We start from the raw sequence: 21315 nt of genomic DNA, 5'->3' as shown, positions 1-21315 counted from the left end.
TGTGTGCTTCATGCACACATTGTAATAATTCATTGGTAGTGTTAACACGCCCTAACACAATTTGCAACATTACATCACGAACCACGCTTAATCCGTGCATTTTCTGCGATGCGCATACGCAAGGCATTGAGCTTAATGAAACCAGCCGCATCGGCTTGGTTATATGCACCACCATCATCATCAAATGTGGCAATGGTTTGATCAAACAGCGTGTTGGCCGAATCACGTGCCACCACCGTCACAGAACCTTTATACAGTTTCACGCGCACATGTCCAGATACCGCTGCTTGCGTGTGGTCAATGAGCACTTGCAAGGCTTTTCGCTCAGGGCTCCACCAAAAGCCGTTGTAAATCAAGCTCGCGTAGCGTGGCATCAAGTCGTCTTTCAGATGCGCGACCTCGCGATCAAGCGTAATTGACTCAATGCCACGATGTGCTTTGAGGATAATCGTACCACCTGGTGTTTCGTAGCAACCGCGCGACTTCATGCCGACAAAGCGATTTTCAACCAAATCAAGGCGGCCAATGCCGTGTGTGCCACCCAACTCATTGAGTTTCGCCAAAATCTCGTGCGGTTTCATGGCCACACCATTAATTTCGGTGATGTCACCCTTTTCAAACGTCAAGTCAAGATACTCAGGCATATCGGGCGCACTCTCTGGTGAAACGGTCCAGCGCCACATGTCTTCTTCGGCTTCGTTTTTCGGGTCTTCGAGGTGACGGCCTTCAAAGGAGATGTGCAATAAATTCGCATCCATCGAGTACGGTGCACCGCCACCACGGTGTTTGGCATCAATCGCAATGCCCGCATTTTCGGCATATTTCAACAATTTCTCGCGTGAGTTCAAATCCCACTCGCGCCACGGGGCAATCACTTTGATGTCTGGACGTAGAGCGTAGTAACCCAGCTCGAAACGCACTTGGTCATTGCCCTTGCCTGTCGCGCCGTGGGACACAGCATTCGCGCCTGTCAGATTCGCAATTTCGATTTGACGTTTGGCAATCAATGGACGAGCAATGGATGTGCCAAGCAGATATTCACCTTCGTAAACCGTGTTAGCACGGAACATAGGAAACACGAAATCGCGCACGAATTCTTCGCGCAAGTCATCAATAAAGATGTTTTCAGGCTTAATGCCAAAAGCCAATGCCTTTGCACGAGCAGGCTCAAGCTCTTCTCCTTGCCCCAAATCTGCTGTGAAGGTCACCACTTCGCAATCGTAATTATCGCCCAACCATTTCAAAATCACCGACGTGTCCAAACCACCTGAATACGCCAACACCACTTTCATTTTATCGCTCATCATTGACCCCGTTGTTTATTTAAGAAAAAACTAACTTGCTATTTTACTTGATGCACGCCAGACTATGCCAGCGACAAATCATCAAAAGCCACAAAATTTCCTGCGAAATTGTCCTCAGAACCCTATAATCAAATCCTCTTAACCAATCTGTTCAAAGGAATTGACATGCTTTCAGGAAAAACCGCCCTCATCACAGGCTCCACCAGCGGCATTGGTCTGGGCATTGCCCGCGGTTTCGCCGCGTCAGGCTGCAATATCGTACTCAATGGTTTCGGAGATTCAGCCGAAATCGAAACCATACGCGCCGCAATGGCCAATGAATTCGGCGTCACCGTGCGCTATGACGGGGCAGACATGACACAACCTGAGCAAATCACCACTATGGTCAAAACCGCCATCGCCGAATTCGGTACAGTGGATATATTGGTGAACAACGCAGGGATTCAGCACGTCGCGCCGATTGACGAGTTTCCGATTGAAAAGCTCAACGCCATCATCGCTATTAACCTTGTAAGTAACTTCCACACCATCGCCGCAGCCCTGCCCGCAATGAAAGCACGAGGCTGGGGGCGCATCATCAATCTGGCCTCAGCACATGCACTGGTGGCCAGTCCTTTCAAATCAGCCTATGTTGCTGCGAAGCACGGCGTCGCGGGTTTGACCAAAACCGTCGCATTGGAAGTCGCGGACAAAGGCATCACCTGCAACGCCATCTGCCCAGGCTATGTGCTCACGCCACTGGTCGAAAAACAGATTCCCGACACCGCCAAAGCGCGTGGCATCACGGAGGATGAAGTCAAACGCAACGTCCTGCTCGCAGCACAACCGACCAAACAGTTTGTCACAGTTGAGCAAATCGCCGCTTATGCGCAGTTTCTTGCCAGCGATGCCGCCGCATCCATTACGGGGGCAATTTTACCCATTGATGGCGGCTGGACAGCGCAATAAAGACGTCATGGTTGATGCTTTAGGGTTTAAAAAAATCTGCTTGTGTCACTATATAAGCAGGTTTTTTTATACGATTGATATGACAGCTTAATCCGTCTCATCATGAGCTTTAGCAAGCTCCGCTTCGTACTTGGCCTGATCAATCGAGAAAGGAATGTCATAAGCCCGACACACCCGCCAAATCGCCAGATTGATATCTGAAGTCACATTCATTCGGCCGTTTTCGGGGTCGTTCACCCACCACGTGATTTCGAGCACATGGCCTGTGTTAGTGGTATTGGCTAACAGGACAGCTGGTGCAGGGCTTGCCAGCACACGAGGAATTTGCGACACCGCTTCGATGAGTTTGGGACGAATAAAATCAATGTCCACACCATGTTTGAGATGCAAAGTAGCACTCATCCACACTCTGTGGTCATTCAACGTCCAGTTGGTCACGGGCATGGTGATTAACCGCTCATTGGGCACGAGGAATTCATTGCCATCCATGCCCTGAATGACGGTATAACGCGCATTGATTTGAGTCACATAACCACGCTGATTGTCTGTGGTGGTAATCAAATCACCGATACGCACACTGCGCTCAAACAACATGACAAAGCCAGAAACGTAATTACTGGCAATTTTTTGTAACCCCAAGCCAATCCCCACACCAAGCGCACCGCCAAAAACCGAGAGCACCGCGACGTCAATGCCTACCGCCATCAAACAAAACAACACCGCCACCACCACCAAAACACCTTGAGCAATACGCACGAAGATGACGCGCGCACTTAAGTCAAACTGCACAAAATATTGATTGGGTCTTTGAATCAGCATGGCCTCAACCATGCCCGTGAGCCACTTCAAAAGTAACCAAACCACTGTCACAATAAACACCAACGCAATCACATCAGACAACGTCACCGTGCTTTTACCCAGCGTGAAACGCACCGAATCCAAGTGTGCCAATACGCTATCCAAACGCCCTGTGTACTCCAGTAACACCACGGCCCAAATGCTGATGACACAGACACGCTCGATGATGTCCCGTACACTGCCGTCAGGCAACGCACCTCGCACCACACTCAAAAACAATCGGACTGCAAAAAATGCCCCAAAAAGCTGTGTGATGAACTTGAGCCAGACATCTGACGCCCCCAGACTTTCCGCTGCCACTTGTGCGCCATGAGCCATAAGCCAAAGCAACAAAGGGAACAGCACTCGCGCCATGGCGTTGACATCAAACCATCGCGGTGTGGTATTTTGCATATCACGTTGGCGCAACCAGCGCTTGACCCACCACGTGATACCGTAAGCCAGCAAAATAATGGCGACAGTGGTGACCCAGTCATAGACAGAGGTTTGAGCCAATAAATCAGATACGCCGTTCACAACGGGTGGCTGTTTGATGAGGGATTGTTCGAGGTTATCTGCGGACACGATCATTCAGATGATTTAGGTTAATAAGAGATTAAAAATGTTTGCTATTTGCAAGCCGTATGGCTTTAGCATCATAGGGTTTAGCGGCCTTGTCATGCGCTTGCCACTGACTGAAATATTTGGCCATGAGTAATGGTGCTTGGCGAATAAACAGAACATTTTCGGCATTTTTTCGTTGAGCAGAGACGGTGAAGTTATAAGAGCCTGTTATCAATACAGCTCGACTTAAACCCGAGTCAACCAACATGAGCTTATTGTGAGCATTGTCGTAAGCCGTTTCGAGCTTCACAGGAATACCCACCGCATGAAGTGCAGCAGCATCCAAGGCAGAAGCCTCAAATGTGCGCTTTTCATCAAGCAAAACTTTCACGGCTACCCCACGCTTATGCGCAGCAATCAGGGCATTTGTGAAGGCATTATTGGTCAATAAATAGGCTTGCACATGGATCGTCTTTGTCGCTTGGCCAAGCACCCGCACAATTTCAGCTTGAACATTGTCCTCAGGACTGAACATGACCGTAATTTCTGGCACGTCCTTGACAACCTTGGCCGCAGCGATAACAACGGGGGCGGGATTGGGCTTTACTGTCGATACATTTGAGGGTACCACCGATTTACCCAAAACGCCTGTCGAAAACAACCACACAGCCACCACTAACCAACCTTTGCCGAACATCAGCCGACCCGTTTCAGACAAGCGGCGAAAAAGCCATCCGTCTCATGTTTATGCGGCAAAAGTTGCAAATACCCATCTGATATCGCGGACTCTGGCAAGTCAATGTTCTGCACCGCCAAAGCCGCGCGCACATCTTGCTTTTCATAATTCGGATTGGCTTTTAAGAACGCATCCACCACATTTTGATTTTCAGCAGGCAGCACACTGCACGTCGCATAAACCACTGTACCACCGACTTTCACCAGTCGCGCCGCGCTATTTAGTATAGACGCTTGCAACGCCGACAAGCGAGCAATGCTGTCAATGCCATGACGCCATTTCAAATCAGGATTGCGGCGCAACGTGCCCAAACCACTGCACGGCGCATCAATCAATACTCGATCAAGCTTACCAGACAGACGTTTGACACGGCTGTCGTTCTCAGAGTCCAATGCCACGGTTTGTACATTCGACAAACCGCTGCGTGCCAAACGAGGCTTGAGTTTGGCCAAGCGATGCGCAGCGACATCAAATGCATACAAGCGGCCTGTGTTTTTCATCATCGCACCGATGGCCAGCGTCTTGCCACCCGCCCCCGCACAGAAATCGGCAATCATTTCGCCACGTTTGGCACCGAGCAAATGCGTGAGCAGCTGACTGCCTTCATCTTGCACTTCAACCGAGCCGGTGGTGAACACATCGAGCTTTTGCAACGCAGGTTTACCCGCCAAACGCAAGCCCAAAGGCGCAAGCGCACAATCAACAGACTCAATACCACTGTGGTTCAAGGCAATTTTGACGGCTTCGCGTGAGCTTTTCATCGTGTTCACACGAATATCCAATGGCGCGGTTTGGTTCAGCGCATACGCCAATTGCAACGCACCTTCTTCGCCATACGCCGCCGTCAACTCAGCAAACCACTCGTCAGTTAAATTACTGCGCACCGCAGGCGACATCGCGCTGGTGTCAACTTTCGAGACTTGCTGCAGCCACTCCCACTCAGCAGGTTCAATCGCCGCGTTCATTTGTTCATCAGGCACGCAGGTTTTTGCACCAAGCAAAACCAAACGACGCTCTAAAGCCCCTTGCCCACTTTGCGCCACATTAGAAAATACGCGCTTTTGGCGCAACACAGCATAAATCGTCTCGGCCACAATGTGTCTGTCACGTGCACCGAGTTCTTTGTGCTCACGTAAGTATTTCGACACTTGTTTGTCAGCGGCCGCATCGAACTTCAACACATCAAGCAATAAGACTTGAGCCGCCCACAGGCACTGCGCCAATCGTCGGCCAGTCGCTGTCGGCGCTTCGATTTTGGTCACCACGGGCGACAAGCCCGCTTGAGCGCGCTGTTTGTGTTTATTGCGTGTGGGACGCTCATGTGCATGATCACTGTGCTCAGCTTGCAACTGTTCTTCTGACATGGCTTGTTCCAACGCAGCGCGCCGCGCCGCCAGCGCCACCGCGCTCACCGCCACACCATCCTCACGAATCAGCACGCCACCTGACTCAATGCGCTCTTTTTTTGCCAAATCACTGGCCAAGCGCTCTTTCTTACTGGGCTTTTTGCTGTAGGATTTTCTTGCTTTGTTCTGTTCAGTCATTTTTTATTCAATTTCAATCATTTAAATTTCGTGGTTCATCAGCACCTGCTGCTCACCATTTTTAACCACCGCTTGTCCGTTTTGCCACATTAGTTGGCCATTGACCCACCAGTCAATGACTTTCGGATAAATTAAATGCTCTGTTCGCAGCACACGAGCAGCTAATGTCTCTACCGTGTCATCTGCCAAGACAGGGACACAAGACTGCATCACATAAGCCCCATTATCCAACTCTGAGGTCACGAAATGTACCGTGGCACCATGCACTTTTACCCCTGACTCTAATGCGGCTTGATGGGTATGCAGCCCTTTAAAGTTGGGCAAAATAGACGGGTGAATGTTCAACATTCGCCCTTCATAATGCACAACAAATTTAGAGGTCAGTATCCGCATAAATCCAGCCAACACAACCAAATCTGGCGAAAACTCGTCCACCACGTTTTGCAACGCGGCATCAAAACTCTCGCGAGAAGTAAACTCGCGGTGATTCAAAATGCGTGTGGGAATATTTTTTTCAGCCGCAAACGCTAAGCCCGCAGCATTCGGCTCATTGCTCACCACAGCAGCAATACGCGCCAAACCAGCCTCTTGCCAGCCAAATTGAGCGACATACTCAACAATCGCGCGCATATTACTGCCGCCGCCAGAGATTAAAATCACAATATTTTTCATAGGCCGTCATTGTACCAACAAACGCACATCTGAAAATCATTGCTTTTTTTTGAACCACGCAAACTGGTAAATTCGTAACAAAACATCTATAATTGGTAAAAAACCACACATTTCTTACATAAAGTGCTTTATTTTTGCGATAAGTCGTGTTTAAATAAAACGATCGTTCACTGATGCGACACTCTCTACCATGTGCCCAAAACTGCCCACAAAGCGTCGTTAAAGGACACAGCATCATGAGCCCAAAATCTTAAAATTTTTAATTTAACCTGAAAACAGGAGACATCATGAAAAAGACCCTCATTGCGGTAAGTTTGCTCAGCGCGTTCGGCGTAGCACAAGCAGAAACCAGCGTTAGCTTGTATGGTCGCATTAACGTAGCCGTAGAAAAAAGAAGCGATGCAGGCCTGACAATGAAAGCACAAGAATACCGCTATGCGAGCCACGTGGGGATAACGGGTAAAGAAGATTTAGGTAAAGGTTACTCTGCCATTTTTAAATTAGAGGCAGAGTTAGAACCAGACACTGGTTCAGGTACTTATGGCTCGGACAAAAAGCAATTCGGCTTTAATCGCCACGCTTATGTCGGCTTAGTCACACCGTTTGGTGCATTCCGATTTGGTCGTTCAACTACACCAATCGTAAACTTGTGGGTTGGAGGTGGCTTTTCTGACGGTCGAGGCATTGGCGAGTTTACAGGCGGGGTGGCTGGTACAGGTTTACGTTCGACTCAGCCTGAGGCTGCAGCACGCTGGAATAACGCTCTATTCTACGATATTAAAAAAGGCGGATTGACCGCTGGTTTAGCAATCACGACCAAGGGTTCGCAATCGATCGTGCCAACGCGTCAAGAAGCAGTGTTACTTGGCACAACTACGGTTGCACCAGTTACTCTACCCGTTGATAATGAAGGTGCAGATGGTTCTAAGCCAGCATACGGCGCATACGCGCGATACGAAGGTAAAACAGGCATGTGGGGTTACAAACTTGGTGCAGCATACCAAGTTGATAACGGCACAACTTATTCGTCATTTATTTACAATGCGGCAGGCAATGTATACACAAACAACGCCAACGCACCTGCGGAAGGCGAAAAGACATGGCTTGTTGCATCAAGTTTGTCTTACGGCCCCGTCAACTTGGATATTGGTTATGCCAAAGTTGACATTGACAATACAAGCTTACCAACCACTGGCGGTAATTCTCTCTTAAATAGTTCGACAGCTACTAACATCAGCTTGCGTACAGCGGACAGTAAAACTTTATTTGCGAGCATCGGTTATGAAATCGATCCTAAAAATAAAGTTTATTTCTCTTATGGCAGATACAAACGCACCAATAATTATACTTTCCGAACCAATGCAGCAGGTACAGCATTGCTGTCGGGCGTTGGTGAGTTAGATGGTTCTCAATACAGCATCGGATATGAGCACCGCCTAAGCAAGCGCACTGTTATTTACGCAAATGCTCGTAAAGTGGGGAATTTAACCAACTCATGCACAGCAAAAACAGCTGCTGGTGCTAATGTAGCCGAAGGTTCTGCTACATATGTTGCCACATGCGGTGCGTCAAAAGAAATCGTCGATTCTGTACTCAGAACAGAAAAAGATTACTCATATGACATCGGCATTTCTCACTCATTCTAATCGTTTGAGTCATAAAAAACGCTGGTGAGCAATTTCACCAGCGTTTTTTTATTAGATCAACAAATAAAATTATAAAAAGTCAGCCAACAGCCACTATTCAGTAAACACATTCATAATCGGCATCCGCCAATCTTTACCAAAGGCCAGTGTCGTGACGCGCGGCCCTAAAGCACCCTGACGGCGTTTATATTCATTGATACGCACCAATCGCACCACTTTTTTCACAACCGCCTCATCATGTCCTGAAGCAACGATTGTCGCAACAGGCTGTCTCTGCTCAATATACCGCTCAAGGATATCATCCAACACTTCATACGGTGGTAAGCTGTCTTGGTCTTTTTGATTGTCACGCAACTCAGCCGATGGCGCGCGTGTGATGATATTTTTGGGAATCACATCGCCTAACTCATACACATCAGTGGCATTGCGCCATTCGCAAATCCGATAAACCAAGGTTTTGTAAATATCTTTGAGCACCGCATACGCACCAATCATGTCACCATAAAGTGTGCAGTAACCAGTGGCCAGCTCAGACTTATTGCCCGTATTGAGCACCAGTGCGGCATGTTTGTTTGACACCGCCATCAGTATCACGCCACGAATACGCGCCTGCAGGTTTTCTTCTGTCACATCAGCTGGCTTGCCGTCAAACACGGGTTCAAGCATGTTCACATAAAGATTGAACATGTCCTCAATCGCCACCACATCGTAGCGCACGCCAACCCGACTGGCCATCTCCTTCGCATCATCAAGCGACATCTGCGCCGTGTAGCGCGTTGGCATCATCACCGCATGGACATTTTCCGCACCGAGCGCATCCACCGCCACCGCCAGCGTCAGTGCCGAATCGACACCGCCTGACAAGCCCAGCGTGACTTTTTTGAAGCCCGTTTGCGTCACATAATCTTTCACACCCTGAACCAAGGTTCGATAAGCCTGCTCCTCAGCACATGGGACAGGTACGATGAGTTCTTTATGAAATAATTTGCGACTTAAATCAAACACAACCTCATGCGTGGTCGAGATAAACATTGGCAATTGCATCGCCAAAGCTTCATCCGAGTTTAAAGCAAATGAGGCACCGTCAAAAATCAACTCATCTTGCCCACCCACACGATTGACACACAGCAAAGGCAAGCCTGTTTGTTTGACTCTTTCTCCAAATACGCGCAAACGCTTGGCCACTTTATCGATATGAAAAGGCGAGGCATTAACAGCGATCAATAACTCTGCCCCCAACTCTTTGAGGTGTAGCGCTGGTTCTGGATGCCAAGCGTCCTCACACACCAAAATACCGATATTCAAGCCCTGAATTTCGGTTAATGCTGGCTCAGCCCCTGATGTAAAGTAACGCAATTCATCAAACACCGCTTGATTGGGTAGTTTTTGTTTGTGAGTCCGTTGTAACTCTCGCCCACCTTGCAAGACAACGACGCTGTTATATACTTTGAGCTTTACACCATCCATAAACCACGTCGGGATTCCAACCAATACATACAAATCAGGGAACTGGGCAAGTGCCTCACAAAGCTGACCCAAAGCACGTTCAGAAGCCATCCGAAACGCAGGACGCATCAGTAAATCCTCGGGCAAATAGCCTGTGACTGACAACTCAGGCGTCACCAGTAAATGAGAACCTTGCTGTTGTGCACTCATCGCTGCCTTGATGATTTCATTCACATTGAAATCGAAATCACCGATACGGGCTGCGATTTGAGCGTTGGAAATTTTTAACATGTTTGCCTTTATTTCTCATCGAATATTCAAACGTTAGTTTAAACGAAAAAACGAGGCCTTCGCCTCGCTTTTACCGTCTAAAATACAGCACTTAAACCATGAAATCATGAATCATTATTTTACTAAGCAGAACAAAGTTCAGGACGCCTCTTTGCCACTTTTATAAACCAACAAATAAATCAGCGGCCCAAACGAGCCTGCCAAAAGCGTCAGAACAAGCCAAGGTACAGGATTGCGACCCGCTTTTTTAGCATCACGCCACATCCAAACCATAAATAGCGTCAAAGCAATCAGCAAATCAACAAACACCTGAGCAGCACCAAAGCTTTTAAAATGAGGCTCCAGAATTCCCCAATATCCATGGTGCCAAACCGCAACTCCTGTGAGCGCAGTGAATGCAACCAAAACCATGATGAGTACAACACGCTTCATTTTCATATCCTTTTCATCAGTTATATCATTTTTTTAGCGATGAAAATGGTGATTCATTCGATAAATCACCGCACCTTTTTCAGCTTTTATAATCAACAAGTGATTAACAAGCTATTGTTGGGGTGTTTTTCATGCTACTCTTGCAGCACACAAAATGTAATGAATGCTACACCGCAAATAGTGTAGCAATCGCTACACATTCTTGTCAAGCATTAAGAGTCGCAAATGGAAAAAACAGAGCAAAAAAAACGTCAATTAATTGAAAACATGGCTGACTACCTTTTAGAAAAAGGCTTAGAGCAATTCACTCTTCGCTCTTTGGGTGTTGCAGTTGGTATCAGCGACAGAATGCTACTGCACTATTTTGTTGATAAAAATGAGTTATTGACTGTTACATTGACGGAGATTTCCAATCGCCTACTCAAAAAACTACAGCTTCTGCAGCCAGAACCATTAAGTCAGCCGCAACTGATTGGTTTTTTAGCCAACTTGATTGATAACCCAGAAATTTTGCCCTACACCAATCTTTGGCTTGAAATGACTGCCGCGTCGGTTCGTCGTTTTGGTATTTATCAAAATGTCGCCTCGCAAATTGCCAATGCTTTTTTGGTGTGGATACGAACCAGTCTAAAGGCCGAAGAGCAGTCTGAACATCCAAACGCCCCTGAGCTTATTTTTACGTTTATAGAAGGAATGGTGCTTCTCAATGCACTCGGTCAAAAGGACACAACACATCTTGCGCTAAACGGTTATTTACATCAGAAATTGACAGACTAAAAGACCGAGTCTTTGTTTAAATCAAAAAACGAGGCAAAAGCCTCGTTTTTTTGTTCGGATAAGACCTCACACCACATTACTTGTAGTTAGCAACACCGTCCAAAATCTCTTTATGGGCATCGGCCACATCGCCCCAGCCTTGAACCTTGACCCATTTACCTTTTTCGAGTGATTTATATTGCTCGAAAAAGTGCTGAACATTGTCTTTAATGTATTGAGGAACATCGGCAATGGTTTTGATATCAGCAGTCATCGGACAAACTTTATCAACAGGAACCACCATGAGTTTAGCATCTTGCCCTTTTTCGTCATCCATTTGCAAAATACCAACTGCGCGACAACGCACGACTGCACCCGCCATAATCGGGAATGGCGCGATAACGAGCGCATCGACTGGATCGCCGTCACCAGCGAGTGTTTGTGGAATATAGCCGTAGCTCAGTGGATAGCGCATACCTGTGCCAATGAAGCGATCCACCCACAGCGTTTGCGTGTCTTTATCGACCTCGTATTTCACTGGGTCGCTTTGGGCTGGGATTTCGATGATGACGTTAAAATCGTTTGGAATGTCTTTGCCTGCAGGGATTGCTTCGTAGCCCATGATGTGTCCTTTAAAGTATGTTTGAAAACCTGCGCATTATAACTGATGGGGAAATACGGCTGCAAACTTTAAGCAGCCTGTGCTACAATCGCCCCGTCATTGGGGAGTAGCCTCTTTTCTCTTTAGAAAAGATGGGTGTCAACATACTTGCTGTCGTTCTCTGTGTTCACAGCATGGCACTCATGATTACCAGATTTGGCAAGACTATTGACTACGTACACTCTGCATGGCTGGGGAGCGCGCGTGGTCATTCGTGTTTGCCAGCCGAGGTTAATTTATTTATGGAATCACTCCTTGTCTCAACCAGTGTCGTCGCCCTTGCCGAAATGGGTGATAAAACACAACTTCTCTCGCTGATTCTCGCCGCTCGTTACCGTAAACCCATTCCGATTATCTTGGGCATTTTCGTTGCCACCATCGCAAACCACGCAGGTGCGGGTGCTGTCGGTGCGCTTTTATCAAACGTTTTAAGCCCCAATATTTTGAATTGGGTCATCGTCGCCTCATTCGTTTTGATGGCCGGCTGGATTCTGATTCCCGATAAGCTCGACGAAAACGAAGTGGTGATTCCAAAAAAACAACTCGGCGTATTCACAACCACAGTGGTGGCTTTTTTCTTAGCCGAAATGGGTGATAAAACTCAAATTGTCACCGTCGCATTGGCCGCGCGTTATCACGAATTTTTCACCGTGGTGCTTGGTACGACTCTGGGTATGATGCTGGCCAATGTCCCTGCAGTTTACCTCGGTCACCGCTTCGCGGATAAACTCCCAACCAAAACCATTCACATCATCGCATCGGTGATTTTTTTTGTGCTTGGGGGCTTGGCTTTGCGCAATGCCTTAATGGGTGTTGGTATCAATATTTAAGGTAGACCCGAACCACGTTATCAAAATCAAGTCACCATGAATCCGCCAATTGAGGCAGTTTTTTCGCAGTACAAATAAAATAAGCGTAAATTGTGTTTAAAAAACACCAATCCGCAACCGCTATCAACTATACTTCTATCCACAAATTAATAAAAGGAGACAAGCCATGCATGGTTTACTGCGCCTATCTGACATTATTGACCGTTTCAATGAAAAAATCGCTAAAGTAGCTCAGTGGACGGTATTAATAGCCGTCTTAATTTGCTCGCTTAACGCCATACTACGCAAAGTGTTTTCATCCAGCACATTTTTTCAAACGTATTCAAACACCATGTTTGAGTCGTTGTTTTTCTTTTTTGGCTGTATGTTTTTACTCGGTGCAGCTTACACGCTGAAAAAAGACGAGCATGTTCGTATTGATGTACTCGCGTCACGCTACTCAGAACGTGCTCAGGTATGGGGCGATATTGTGGGTATTTTGCTATTTATGTTTCCTACCTGCATTTTGATTCTTTGGTACAGCATTGGCGCTGTCGAACAGTCCATCCTCAGCGATGAGCATTCGGGCAACAGCCCTTTGGTTTTATGGCCATTCAAGCTATTGATTCCATTAGGGTTTTTAATGTTGTTGATTCAAGGTTTTTCTGAATTGATTAAACGCATCGGTTATCTCAAAGGATTGGTTGCTTACCATGAGTTTCGTAAAGGTGGGCACAACCCAGATGATGAAGTCAAAGCCTACATCGAAGCGACAAAAGACTAATCAGAATCAAATCATAACGGAGACAACCCATGGAATTTTTAGCCAACAATCTCGCGCCAATCATGTTTTTCGGCTTAGTGGTTTTTTTGCTGTCAGGCTTTCCCATTACATTTTCTCTCGCGGCCAACGGTCTGCTATTCGCGGTCGCAGGCATCGCTCTGGGCGTGCTTGACCCGAATCTGATGCGCGCTTTGCCAAGTCGCATTTATGGCATTTTGACAAACGATACATTATTGGCGATTCCGTTTTTCACCTTCATGGGACTGATATTGGAGCGGTCAAAAATGGCAGAGGATTTACTCAAAGTCATCGGTCAATTATTTGGTCCTATTCGTGGTGGCTTGGCTTACGCGGTGATTTTGGTCGGCATGCTTTTGGCTGCAACCACAGGTGTCGTGGCCGCATCGGTCATCGCCATGGGCTTAATTTCACTGCCACTCATGCTCCAATACGGCTATAACAAACGCGTCGCAACAGGCGTGATTGCCTCATCGGGCACATTAGCGCAAATCATCCCGCCATCATTGGTACTGATTATTTTGGCCAGCCAATTAAATAAACCCGTCGGTGCGATGTATGAGGCAGCGATTCTTCCAGGCTTGCTACTCGCTGGAATGTACATGGTTTATATTTTAATCGTCTCCATCGTCAAGCCATCGTGGGTGCCTGCCCTGCCCAAAAGTGCGCGAATTTTTAACCCAACCAAATTTGGCTCAGGTGTTCAGTCGTTGTTGTTTATGATGCTACTCACTCTGTGTGTCGCTTATGGGTTTTACGTCACCGTGACTCGCGATGTATCTGAACAACATTTTTTATACGGTGCGGACACAATCGAAGACTCTTTGGGTCGCGCCAAAATTTTGGCCGCTGCATTTTCCATATCCGTCGTTTATGCTTTGGCAAAAATCAATCAGTTGGCCAAATTCAACTTACTCAGCGACATGGCCGAACGCGTGATTTTTGTTTTGATTCCACCGCTCGCTCTAATATTTTTGGTGCTCGGCACGGTGTTACTCGGCATCGCTACACCAACTGAAGGTGGTGCACTCGGTGCTTTGGGCGCGATATTATTAGCACTGGCGAAAGGTCGATTGAATTTCGGCCTGACCAAACAAGCCGTGGACTCCACACTCAAGCTCACGAGTTTCGTATTGTTTATTTTGATTGGCTCAACCGTGTTTAACTTGGTTTTTCAAGGCGTTAAAGGAGATAAATGGGTCGAGCATTTGCTACTCGCGATTCCGGGTGGTGAAATCGGCTTTTTGATTGTGATCAATTTATTGATTTTCTTCCTTGCCTTTTTCCTTGAGTTTTTTGAGCTATCATTCATCCTCGTTCCACTAATCGCACCTGTGGCTGAAAAACTCGGCATTGATTTAGTTTGGTTAGGCGTTTTGCTCGCGGTGAATATGCAAACCTCATTCATGCACCCGCCGTTTGGCTTTGCATTGTTCTACTTACGCTCAGTCGCGCCGAAAGAGGTTAAAACAAGCGACATTTACATGGGCGCTATACCATTCGTTATTATCCAGCTCATCATGGTCGCGCTCATCATCGCAGTGCCAAGCATCGTACCAACAGAGCAATCTCGAGCCAAAGCGAAAGCCATTGAATCAGGTGTCACAGCCCCCGCTCCTACATCTGGTTCATTAAATTTAGATTTAGGTAACGGCACAACACCACAAAAAGCCTCACCAAGTTTGGACTTAACACCCAACGACAAGGCAACCAAACCTGCAGAGGCTCAAATCGAGAGTAAGCCTGAGCCAACTAAAAACAGCACTACACCACAACTGGACTTCATCCCAGCCAAATAAGTTTTTCTAAAGAAGCAGACAACGCGCAGCCTAAACTGCGCGTTTGTTGTTCAAATTAAGTGATTTTTTAGAACGGTCAAGTTTTTTGTAGAACGATTCAAAAATCCCAACCGCAACAAAGTCAAAAACATATAGCTTTACAGAAATCCAGAAACTCAGTAAAATCAAGGCTCAAACCAACCTGCGGGTGCTCACTGTATTGTCACAGTCGGGCTGAGAAACACCGCTAAACCTGCTCAGGGTAATGCCTGCGAAGGAAAGGAAATCACATGACAAATCCGTATTCTTCCCCTCAATCAAATCTCGCCTCAACCGAACCCGCTGTCTACACTGAATCGCGCTCCATCGTACAATTGTTTCGTTCAATCACACTTCAAGAATGGGTCACATGTGCAGTCATCGCTGCTGCTTTGGGTGTGGCCTATTGGGCTTGGACATTGGTCTATGAGCTGGTTAAACCTGCGCTCAAACCCTTCGGACTTAAGTATTTAACGTCAGGCCTGTGGATTTTGGCCTCTGTGTTTCTCGGTGACCTGATTCGCAAACCAGGAATAGCGTTGTTCGCCTCGATTGTGGCAGCATTTGTAGAAGGTATCATCACACAGTGGGGTTTATCCGCTGTGATTTATGGTGTGATTCAGGGGCTGGGCGCGGAGCTGGTGTTCGCCTTGTTTGCTTATCGGAATTGGTCTATGGGTGTGTTGGCGTTGGCAGCCAGTGTTTCGGCATTTTTTAGCTATACCTACGACTTCTTCACCAGCGACTATGCGCAACTCGCGCCATGCTTTAATCTGATTCAAGTAACGGCTTTTATCATTTCAGCGGTGGTGCTAGCGGCTGTTTTGAGCCGATATCTGTCGCTTCGTTTACTCAAAACAGGCTTACTTAATAACTTCCTGATTGCCAAACACCGAGCCTAATGTCTCAAGTTCTCCCCTTTTCTTTTCGATACACCCGCAGTGATGCGGGTTTGTCTTTGGCTAAGCCATTGCCCGTACAATCCAAACAAGTGATTTGGCTGGTGGGCAACAGTGGCAGCGGCAAAAGCACGTTTTTGCATCTACTCAAGGGCTTTTACCCTGAGTTTATCTCAGGTCAGCTCGATGGTCATACACCTGATGTGTTGAAACATGCCGCATACCTCGCCCAAAACCCTTTGTCGCAAATCGTTCACGAGCGTGTCGGTGAGGAGTTTTTTTTCTCAATGGAAAATGCACATTGGCCGATGACGCGCATGACAACCGCGCAGAATTGGCTGAGTCGATTTGGCTTGGCACATCAAACACTTAAACCAACGACACAATTAAGCCACGGTTTGGCACAGCGACTGCTGCTCGCCTCTATGCTGGCATTTGAACCAAACTGGATTGTATTTGATGAGCCGACAGCGTTTCTTAATCCTGCCATGCGCGATGATTTTTATACCGCGCTGGCTGAGTTAAAGGGGCATGTTGGCATGCTCCTGATTGACCATCATCCTCACGTGAGCCAGTACGCAGATGTGTGCTGGCATGTGACAGATGATGGGGTGATTTCTGAAATATCAGTCGCGGACTGGCTCAACATCCAGACGAGAGATGTCAATCGTGAGCAGGCCACACCGAGCAAACATTCATTCGTACCAAACACTACGAAATACGCCAAACTCTCAGCGCAAGCCTTAACCATCGGATACAAAAATGCTCCTCTATTCACAGCAGACTTCACACTCGAGTCAGGCGATTGTGCCATATTGGTCGGTGAAAATGGCGCAGGAAAGTCCACATTATTCAACACGCTCGCAGGCACACAAAAACAGCTTTCGGGAAAATTCACATTCGAGTTAAATGGTGTAACGTCAAAAGCCACACCACACATGTCGTACGTGTTTCAACATCCTGACAGTCACTTTTTCTTTGACACCATTGGCGAGGAATTACAGCAGCAGGGCATTACGGACATTGAGCAAACACTCTCGCAAATCGGTTTAGAAGGTCGTGCAGACAGCTCGCCCCATCAGCTATCCGAAGGCCAGAAACGCCGCCTCACCCTGCTCTACCCCTGCGTACAAAAACGCCCGCTCGTTTTGCTCGACGAACCAACATTCGGTCAAGATGCCATTAATACCACCCGCATCGTCCGCTTAATCAATCAACTCAAGCAAGCGGGACACGCGCTCATCGCCATCACACACGACAAGGCCGTTCAACAAGCCATCGCCACCCACATCTGGGAAATCAGCAATGGCAAGCTCACCACCACGGTGGTCAACGCATGAAGAGCACAAACCACACCGACCAAATCAATGCCCCTATCCGTGAGCGTTTTTTTCATGACGCTCACCTGTGGTTGATGCTGTTCGCTTTTTTCATTGCGGTTGCTTTACCATTTCGCTGGCACACCATTGCCCTGTGGGCATGTGCATTTTGCGCGGTCGGTTTTTTTCAGGGCATCACATGGCGCTTTGCCCTCAAGAGTTTGGCAGTGGCCTTTGCGCTGTCCATCTCAATTTGGCTGTTGAATGTCTTTTTTCATACAGAAGACATCACAGCCGAGCAAGCACAACTCAAGGCCAATCAAACCGCACTCAAAATCTGGTCACTCACTTGGGTGGCCCTGCTATCAGCCAAAATGATTAATGTGCGAGACGTGATTACCTATGCCCTGCAACGCCGATGGCTATCCACCCAAATCGCTTATGCCATGTTGGTCGGCATCGGCGCCATCACACTACTGCGTGCTGAGAGCCGCCGCATCATGCTCAACGCAAAACTACGCGGCATCAAGGGCTTACAAAAATTCTCACAATGGATACCGCTATTGATTTTTTCGTTGCGTCATGCACAGCGTGGTGCGATGAGCCTGCGTGCTCGTGGACTCACTAAGGACAAAGTGTTTTACTATAATTATCAAGCTACACACGGACAGATTGGACGATCAATTGCGCTCTGGTTGGTGCTGATGCTGATGGCATGGACAAGTGAGCGGTAACAATAAAAGCACTGGCACTTTTAGCTAACAGCGGATTTGGTATAACCTTTACGACACACCCCACGAACCGCACAATACGCGCACGCCCGTAGTTCGCCCATTGCGACCAGCGGCTCGCCTTTCAACATTCGAGTGAATGTTTCACCCACTTGCTGATGAAGTTGCGCTGCCGCTTGTTCAAGCGCTGCACCATCTCCCGCCTCATCTTGATTGAGCCATGCTTGTGGGTAGGTATTGCTGCCTTCGTGTGGTTTTTGGCTCTCATTCACAGCAAGCTTACTCACCCCCACGTAGCCAGCCTGAACGACCGTGTTTTGACTATGACCGTGTAATAAATGAATATAAAACGCCAGTTGAATGTCGTCACCGCGTTTAATCGGCTTGAGAAACTTTTCTCGCACGGCAACCGCGTCGTTGGTTTTATAGTCAATCACAGCCGCTTGAAGCGCACAAGTGCCTGTCAAATCATCAAACTGCTCACGCGTGTCCAGCTGATCGAGTTTGCCTTTCCATTTGAGAGATAGGCCTGTTTGTCCGAGCGTCTCATCAAAAGCATCATGCTCCACCGAAATGGCCAACTCGCTAGCAGATACGCGCCAGCCTTGCTGCTCACGATTGTGCCACCAAGCCACATAGGCATGAATCCACGAAAGGAAATTCTCTCGAACCACCCAGTACCTTGGATTCTCGGCACACAGAGGGCTCAACTGCTCATCAATGACCTCTACCAAAATCTGCCCATCATCGACCTCACCACGCCGCTCATGGAAACCAGCCAACACCGCATGCCAGAGGTTACCAATCATCGCAGGCGAAACATCCTCAGTCGGTAAGGCTCGCTCACGAATACCCAAGCCACGTTGGACGTAATATTGGTAGGGGCACGCAGAGAGCTGGTTCAGATCACTCGCAGACACCGTATCAGGCAAACAATAACGAATATCCGCAGCAGAGGCTGCTGCCGTTTGTGTGGCACACTCACGCCAATCGAGCTGGAGGCTTTGCACACTTTGCCCACTGGCACGCAGCCACTGACGCCACCAACTGCTCGGTGCGTTCGGTTGTCCATTGGTGGTTTCGCAAAAACTACCATGCACACGCGGCGTGCTGACCAGTAAATCCATAAAGTCCCGTCGCACCTGCTCTTGATTGGCCACGACATTCGGTAGGCCAAGCTTTGTGCGCACAGCGGTGTTGAGCAAGCTGGCTGACTCAGACGGTGCGGGTAAGTGCGTTTCATCCGCCCCCAAAATCCAAACCGCATCAAACTCGCGCATCCGCGTGCTGCCCAAAGGCAAAAGCAGTACCTCATCAGATGCATCGTGCGCACGAAACGTGGCTCGTTCAACCTCGGCATTCATCACTCGCATCACAGCAGCCAAATCGAGCAGGACAGACGTCTCATCGACACGCCACAACTGCAACATTTGTAACCAAACAGCCCCTGCATCACCAGCCGCCTCAGTTTGCCAACCTTGCCACAGCCCAAAATCTTTTGCCCATTCAATCAATACATCTGCCCATGCGCTAAGTGGGCGGCTGCGCGACAGTTGTTTTTTGGCAACCAACGCCTTTGCCAAAAATTCCATTGCCAATGCTTGTAAGTCACACTCCTTCGTATCAGCCTCATCTCTCAAAAGCTTGCTTGGCGGACAACGGCGCACTGCTTGTTGCCAATTGTGCCAACCTTTTAGCACAACATCTTGTCGTAAAGCCACGTCTTTCAAATATCGCCACAACAACGATTTTATCTGTGGTTCATGCGCATACACCGCTGGATGAGCCAACCAAGACAACAACTCATCAGCAGACGCATCTTGCATCCACACTGCCAAACCATCGTGCCAACTGGTGGCCAAACGAGACGTAGACAGCAGCCACCCCGTGTCATCACGAACAGCCACACCACAATGCAGCAACTGTGACCACACCCGCCGACTCACTGCTCGATCCAGAGCCACAATGGCGATTCGGCGTAGCCCCCCCTCCCGCCAACGCAAAACCTGCTGAACAACCGCCCAAGCCTCATCCTCTGGATGCGGTGCGGACCAAAGCACGCCATGCTCAACCTGCTGTTTTTGTCCTGTTTCATTGGGTTTCGCCAATATTCGCTCTTGTGCATCGTCCCAAGCACGCTGTGCACACTCAGCCACACCATCGCTGACCGCACGCGAGCGGATGGTTGTCACATCAAACACATGCACATCATGATGCTGCGCATAATATTCATAAAACCATTGCTCATAAGCAAACCACGGACGATTTCGCAGAACGTACAAAGACTGAGGTGCGCGCTCATCCACAGCCATTTCAGATAGAACATTCAAAAACTGCATGACGGGCGGTATCATCACCACGTCTAATCGCCAGCATTCGAGCAAAACATTCAGCTCGTCAGATGCCCAACTGCCCGCGTGATTTTGATATGTCTGACTCACGACCTCGCTCAAGAAGGCACTGCCCTCAACAATTGCATCCACACCAAACTGAGGCAATAAATGCAATGTTAATTCATCACTCAAGGCAACCAACCTTTGCGCCGCAGACAAAACCGATGCCACATCTTGATGATTTTTTTGATTCGCGCCAAGCCACTGCGCCAGCTGCGGCGTGCTTTGTAACTGCTGTGCCCAAGTCAACACACGACTCAATTGCTGCGCATCCCAGTCAGGCGAACCAAATCGCTTTGTCCAGTCCAATAAGGTCAGCAACCGAGGTGGCATGACCACAGTCTGTAAACGCCGCGCATACTGCTGCCATGCTGCTTGGTGAGGCAGGTACATGGAAGTATCAGGTACAATCAAAATGCTGGCTTTTTCAGCAACCAACTGTTCAACCATGCGTGACCACAGTTGTTCGTCGAATGTTTCGGGAATTAAATTAATCATCAGTGGTTTTGGTTGTTCAAGCCATGGTAGGAATGTGTTATCGAAGAAGCATGTGTTGACACAAACCCGTGTCAAATTATAGTCATTTCAAAAAAATCCGTTGTTATCCATTGCTTATCGGCACATCGAAAAACTGTAGAGGCTTGATTTATCAAGCCCTAATCAGCAAAGCTGACAGAGGTGCCTCATAGTTTAACCCAAAGTTTAGCA

The 21315-nt window shown here is 48.0% G+C and carries 18 protein-coding genes and 1 riboswitch; of the genes, 9 read left to right on the top strand and 9 right to left on the bottom strand.

Annotation, left to right across the window (positions count from 1 at the left end; translation table 11 throughout):
* Positions 1-74: 74 nt before the first annotated feature.
* The gene (locus tag IE082_RS03960) at positions 75-1304 is read right to left on the bottom strand and encodes an argininosuccinate synthase (RefSeq protein ID WP_189491960.1); all 1230 of its coding nucleotides are present in this window, start codon (positions 1302-1304) and stop codon (positions 75-77) included.
* A 165-nt stretch (positions 1305-1469) separates the two neighbouring features.
* Between IE082_RS03960 and IE082_RS03955 the strand changes: the two genes are divergently transcribed.
* On the top strand, positions 1470-2252 hold the full coding sequence (locus IE082_RS03955; RefSeq protein ID WP_189491854.1) for a 3-hydroxybutyrate dehydrogenase: 783 nt from the start codon (positions 1470-1472) through the stop codon (positions 2250-2252).
* 87 nt (positions 2253-2339) lie between these two features.
* On the opposite strand, the gene IE082_RS03950 is transcribed toward IE082_RS03955, so the two are convergent.
* The 4 genes from IE082_RS03950 to purN are packed head-to-tail and all read right to left on the bottom strand — an operon-like array spanning position 2340 to position 6605.
* On the bottom strand, positions 2340-3674 hold the full coding sequence (locus tag IE082_RS03950; RefSeq protein WP_189491851.1) for a mechanosensitive ion channel family protein: 1335 nt from the start codon (positions 3672-3674) through the stop codon (positions 2340-2342).
* Positions 3675-3705: 31 nt separating this feature from the next.
* Positions 3706-4350: a phospholipase D-like domain-containing protein gene (locus IE082_RS03945; protein WP_189491848.1), complete on the bottom strand. Its 645-nt coding sequence runs from the start codon at positions 4348-4350 to the stop codon at positions 3706-3708.
* Positions 4350-5933, bottom strand: coding sequence for an RsmB/NOP family class I SAM-dependent RNA methyltransferase (locus tag IE082_RS03940; protein ID WP_308428995.1), 1584 nt, complete (start codon positions 5931-5933; stop codon positions 4350-4352). The genes IE082_RS03945 and IE082_RS03940 overlap by 1 nt, the downstream gene beginning before the upstream one ends.
* Positions 5934-5954: 21 nt before the next feature.
* Complete coding sequence (gene purN, locus IE082_RS03935) at positions 5955-6605, bottom strand: phosphoribosylglycinamide formyltransferase (protein WP_189491846.1); 651 nt, start codon at positions 6603-6605, stop codon at positions 5955-5957.
* Between the two features lie 287 nt (positions 6606-6892).
* Here purN and IE082_RS03930 point away from each other — a divergent pair, with 287 nt between their 5' ends.
* Positions 6893-8251, top strand: a complete 1359-nt coding sequence (locus IE082_RS03930) for a porin (RefSeq protein ID WP_189491843.1) — start codon at positions 6893-6895, stop codon at positions 8249-8251.
* Positions 8252-8344: 93 nt separating this feature from the next.
* On the opposite strand, the gene IE082_RS03925 is transcribed toward IE082_RS03930, so the two are convergent.
* Together IE082_RS03925 and IE082_RS03920 are read right to left on the bottom strand one after the other, a co-directional pair.
* Positions 8345-9988 (bottom strand): NAD+ synthase, encoded by a 1644-nt coding sequence (locus IE082_RS03925; protein ID WP_189491841.1) that lies wholly within the window; start codon positions 9986-9988, stop codon positions 8345-8347.
* A gap of 138 nt (positions 9989-10126) precedes the next feature.
* On the bottom strand, positions 10127-10420 hold the full coding sequence (locus IE082_RS03920; RefSeq protein WP_189491839.1) for a DUF2834 domain-containing protein: 294 nt from the start codon (positions 10418-10420) through the stop codon (positions 10127-10129).
* 225 nt (positions 10421-10645) lie between these two features.
* Between IE082_RS03920 and IE082_RS03915 the strand changes: the two genes are divergently transcribed.
* Positions 10646-11197, top strand: coding sequence for a TetR/AcrR family transcriptional regulator (locus IE082_RS03915; protein ID WP_189491836.1), 552 nt, complete (start codon positions 10646-10648; stop codon positions 11195-11197).
* A gap of 76 nt (positions 11198-11273) precedes the next feature.
* Here IE082_RS03915 and ppa read toward each other — a convergent pair whose 3' ends face one another.
* A complete protein-coding gene (gene ppa, locus IE082_RS03910; protein WP_189491833.1) occupies positions 11274-11798 on the bottom strand; it encodes an inorganic diphosphatase in 525 nt (174 codons plus the stop codon).
* An 89-nt stretch (positions 11799-11887) separates the two neighbouring features.
* Positions 11888-12074: riboswitch (yybP-ykoY riboswitch) on the top strand.
* A gap of 5 nt (positions 12075-12079) precedes the next feature.
* On the opposite strand from ppa, the gene IE082_RS03905 reads away from it, so the two are divergent.
* From IE082_RS03905 to IE082_RS03880, 6 genes are all read left to right on the top strand, one after another.
* The gene (locus IE082_RS03905; protein WP_189491955.1) at positions 12080-12667 is read left to right on the top strand and encodes a TMEM165/GDT1 family protein; all 588 of its coding nucleotides are present in this window, start codon (positions 12080-12082) and stop codon (positions 12665-12667) included.
* Positions 12668-12833: 166 nt separating this feature from the next.
* A complete protein-coding gene (locus IE082_RS03900) occupies positions 12834-13430 on the top strand; it encodes a TRAP transporter small permease subunit (protein WP_189491830.1) in 597 nt (198 codons plus the stop codon).
* Between the two features lie 29 nt (positions 13431-13459).
* Positions 13460-15247: a TRAP transporter large permease gene (locus tag IE082_RS03895; RefSeq protein ID WP_189491828.1), complete on the top strand. Its 1788-nt coding sequence runs from the start codon at positions 13460-13462 to the stop codon at positions 15245-15247.
* 269 nt (positions 15248-15516) lie between these two features.
* Positions 15517-16167 carry an ECF transporter S component gene (locus IE082_RS03890; protein WP_189491825.1) on the top strand — a complete coding sequence of 217 codons (651 nt, stop codon included), beginning with the start codon at positions 15517-15519 and terminating at the stop codon, positions 16165-16167.
* Positions 16167-17504, top strand: a complete 1338-nt coding sequence (locus IE082_RS03885; RefSeq protein WP_189491823.1) for an ATP-binding cassette domain-containing protein — start codon at positions 16167-16169, stop codon at positions 17502-17504. The genes IE082_RS03890 and IE082_RS03885 overlap by 1 nt, the downstream gene beginning before the upstream one ends.
* Positions 17501-18217 carry an energy-coupling factor transporter transmembrane component T family protein gene (locus tag IE082_RS03880; protein ID WP_189491820.1) on the top strand — a complete coding sequence of 239 codons (717 nt, stop codon included), beginning with the start codon at positions 17501-17503 and terminating at the stop codon, positions 18215-18217. Before IE082_RS03885 ends, IE082_RS03880 begins: the two co-directional genes overlap by 4 nt.
* 20 nt (positions 18218-18237) lie before the next feature.
* On the opposite strand, the gene IE082_RS03875 is transcribed toward IE082_RS03880, so the two are convergent.
* Positions 18238-21105: a PD-(D/E)XK nuclease family protein gene (locus tag IE082_RS03875; protein WP_189491816.1), complete on the bottom strand. Its 2868-nt coding sequence runs from the start codon at positions 21103-21105 to the stop codon at positions 18238-18240.
* Positions 21106-21315 lie beyond the last annotated feature (210 nt).

It is taken from the genome of Formosimonas limnophila (assembly GCF_014652675.1).
GTDB lineage: Bacteria > Pseudomonadota > Gammaproteobacteria > Burkholderiales > Burkholderiaceae > Hydromonas > Hydromonas limnophila.
The sequence above is the reverse complement of the archived record's forward strand: the minus strand, read 5'-3'. Positions and strand labels throughout refer to the sequence as shown.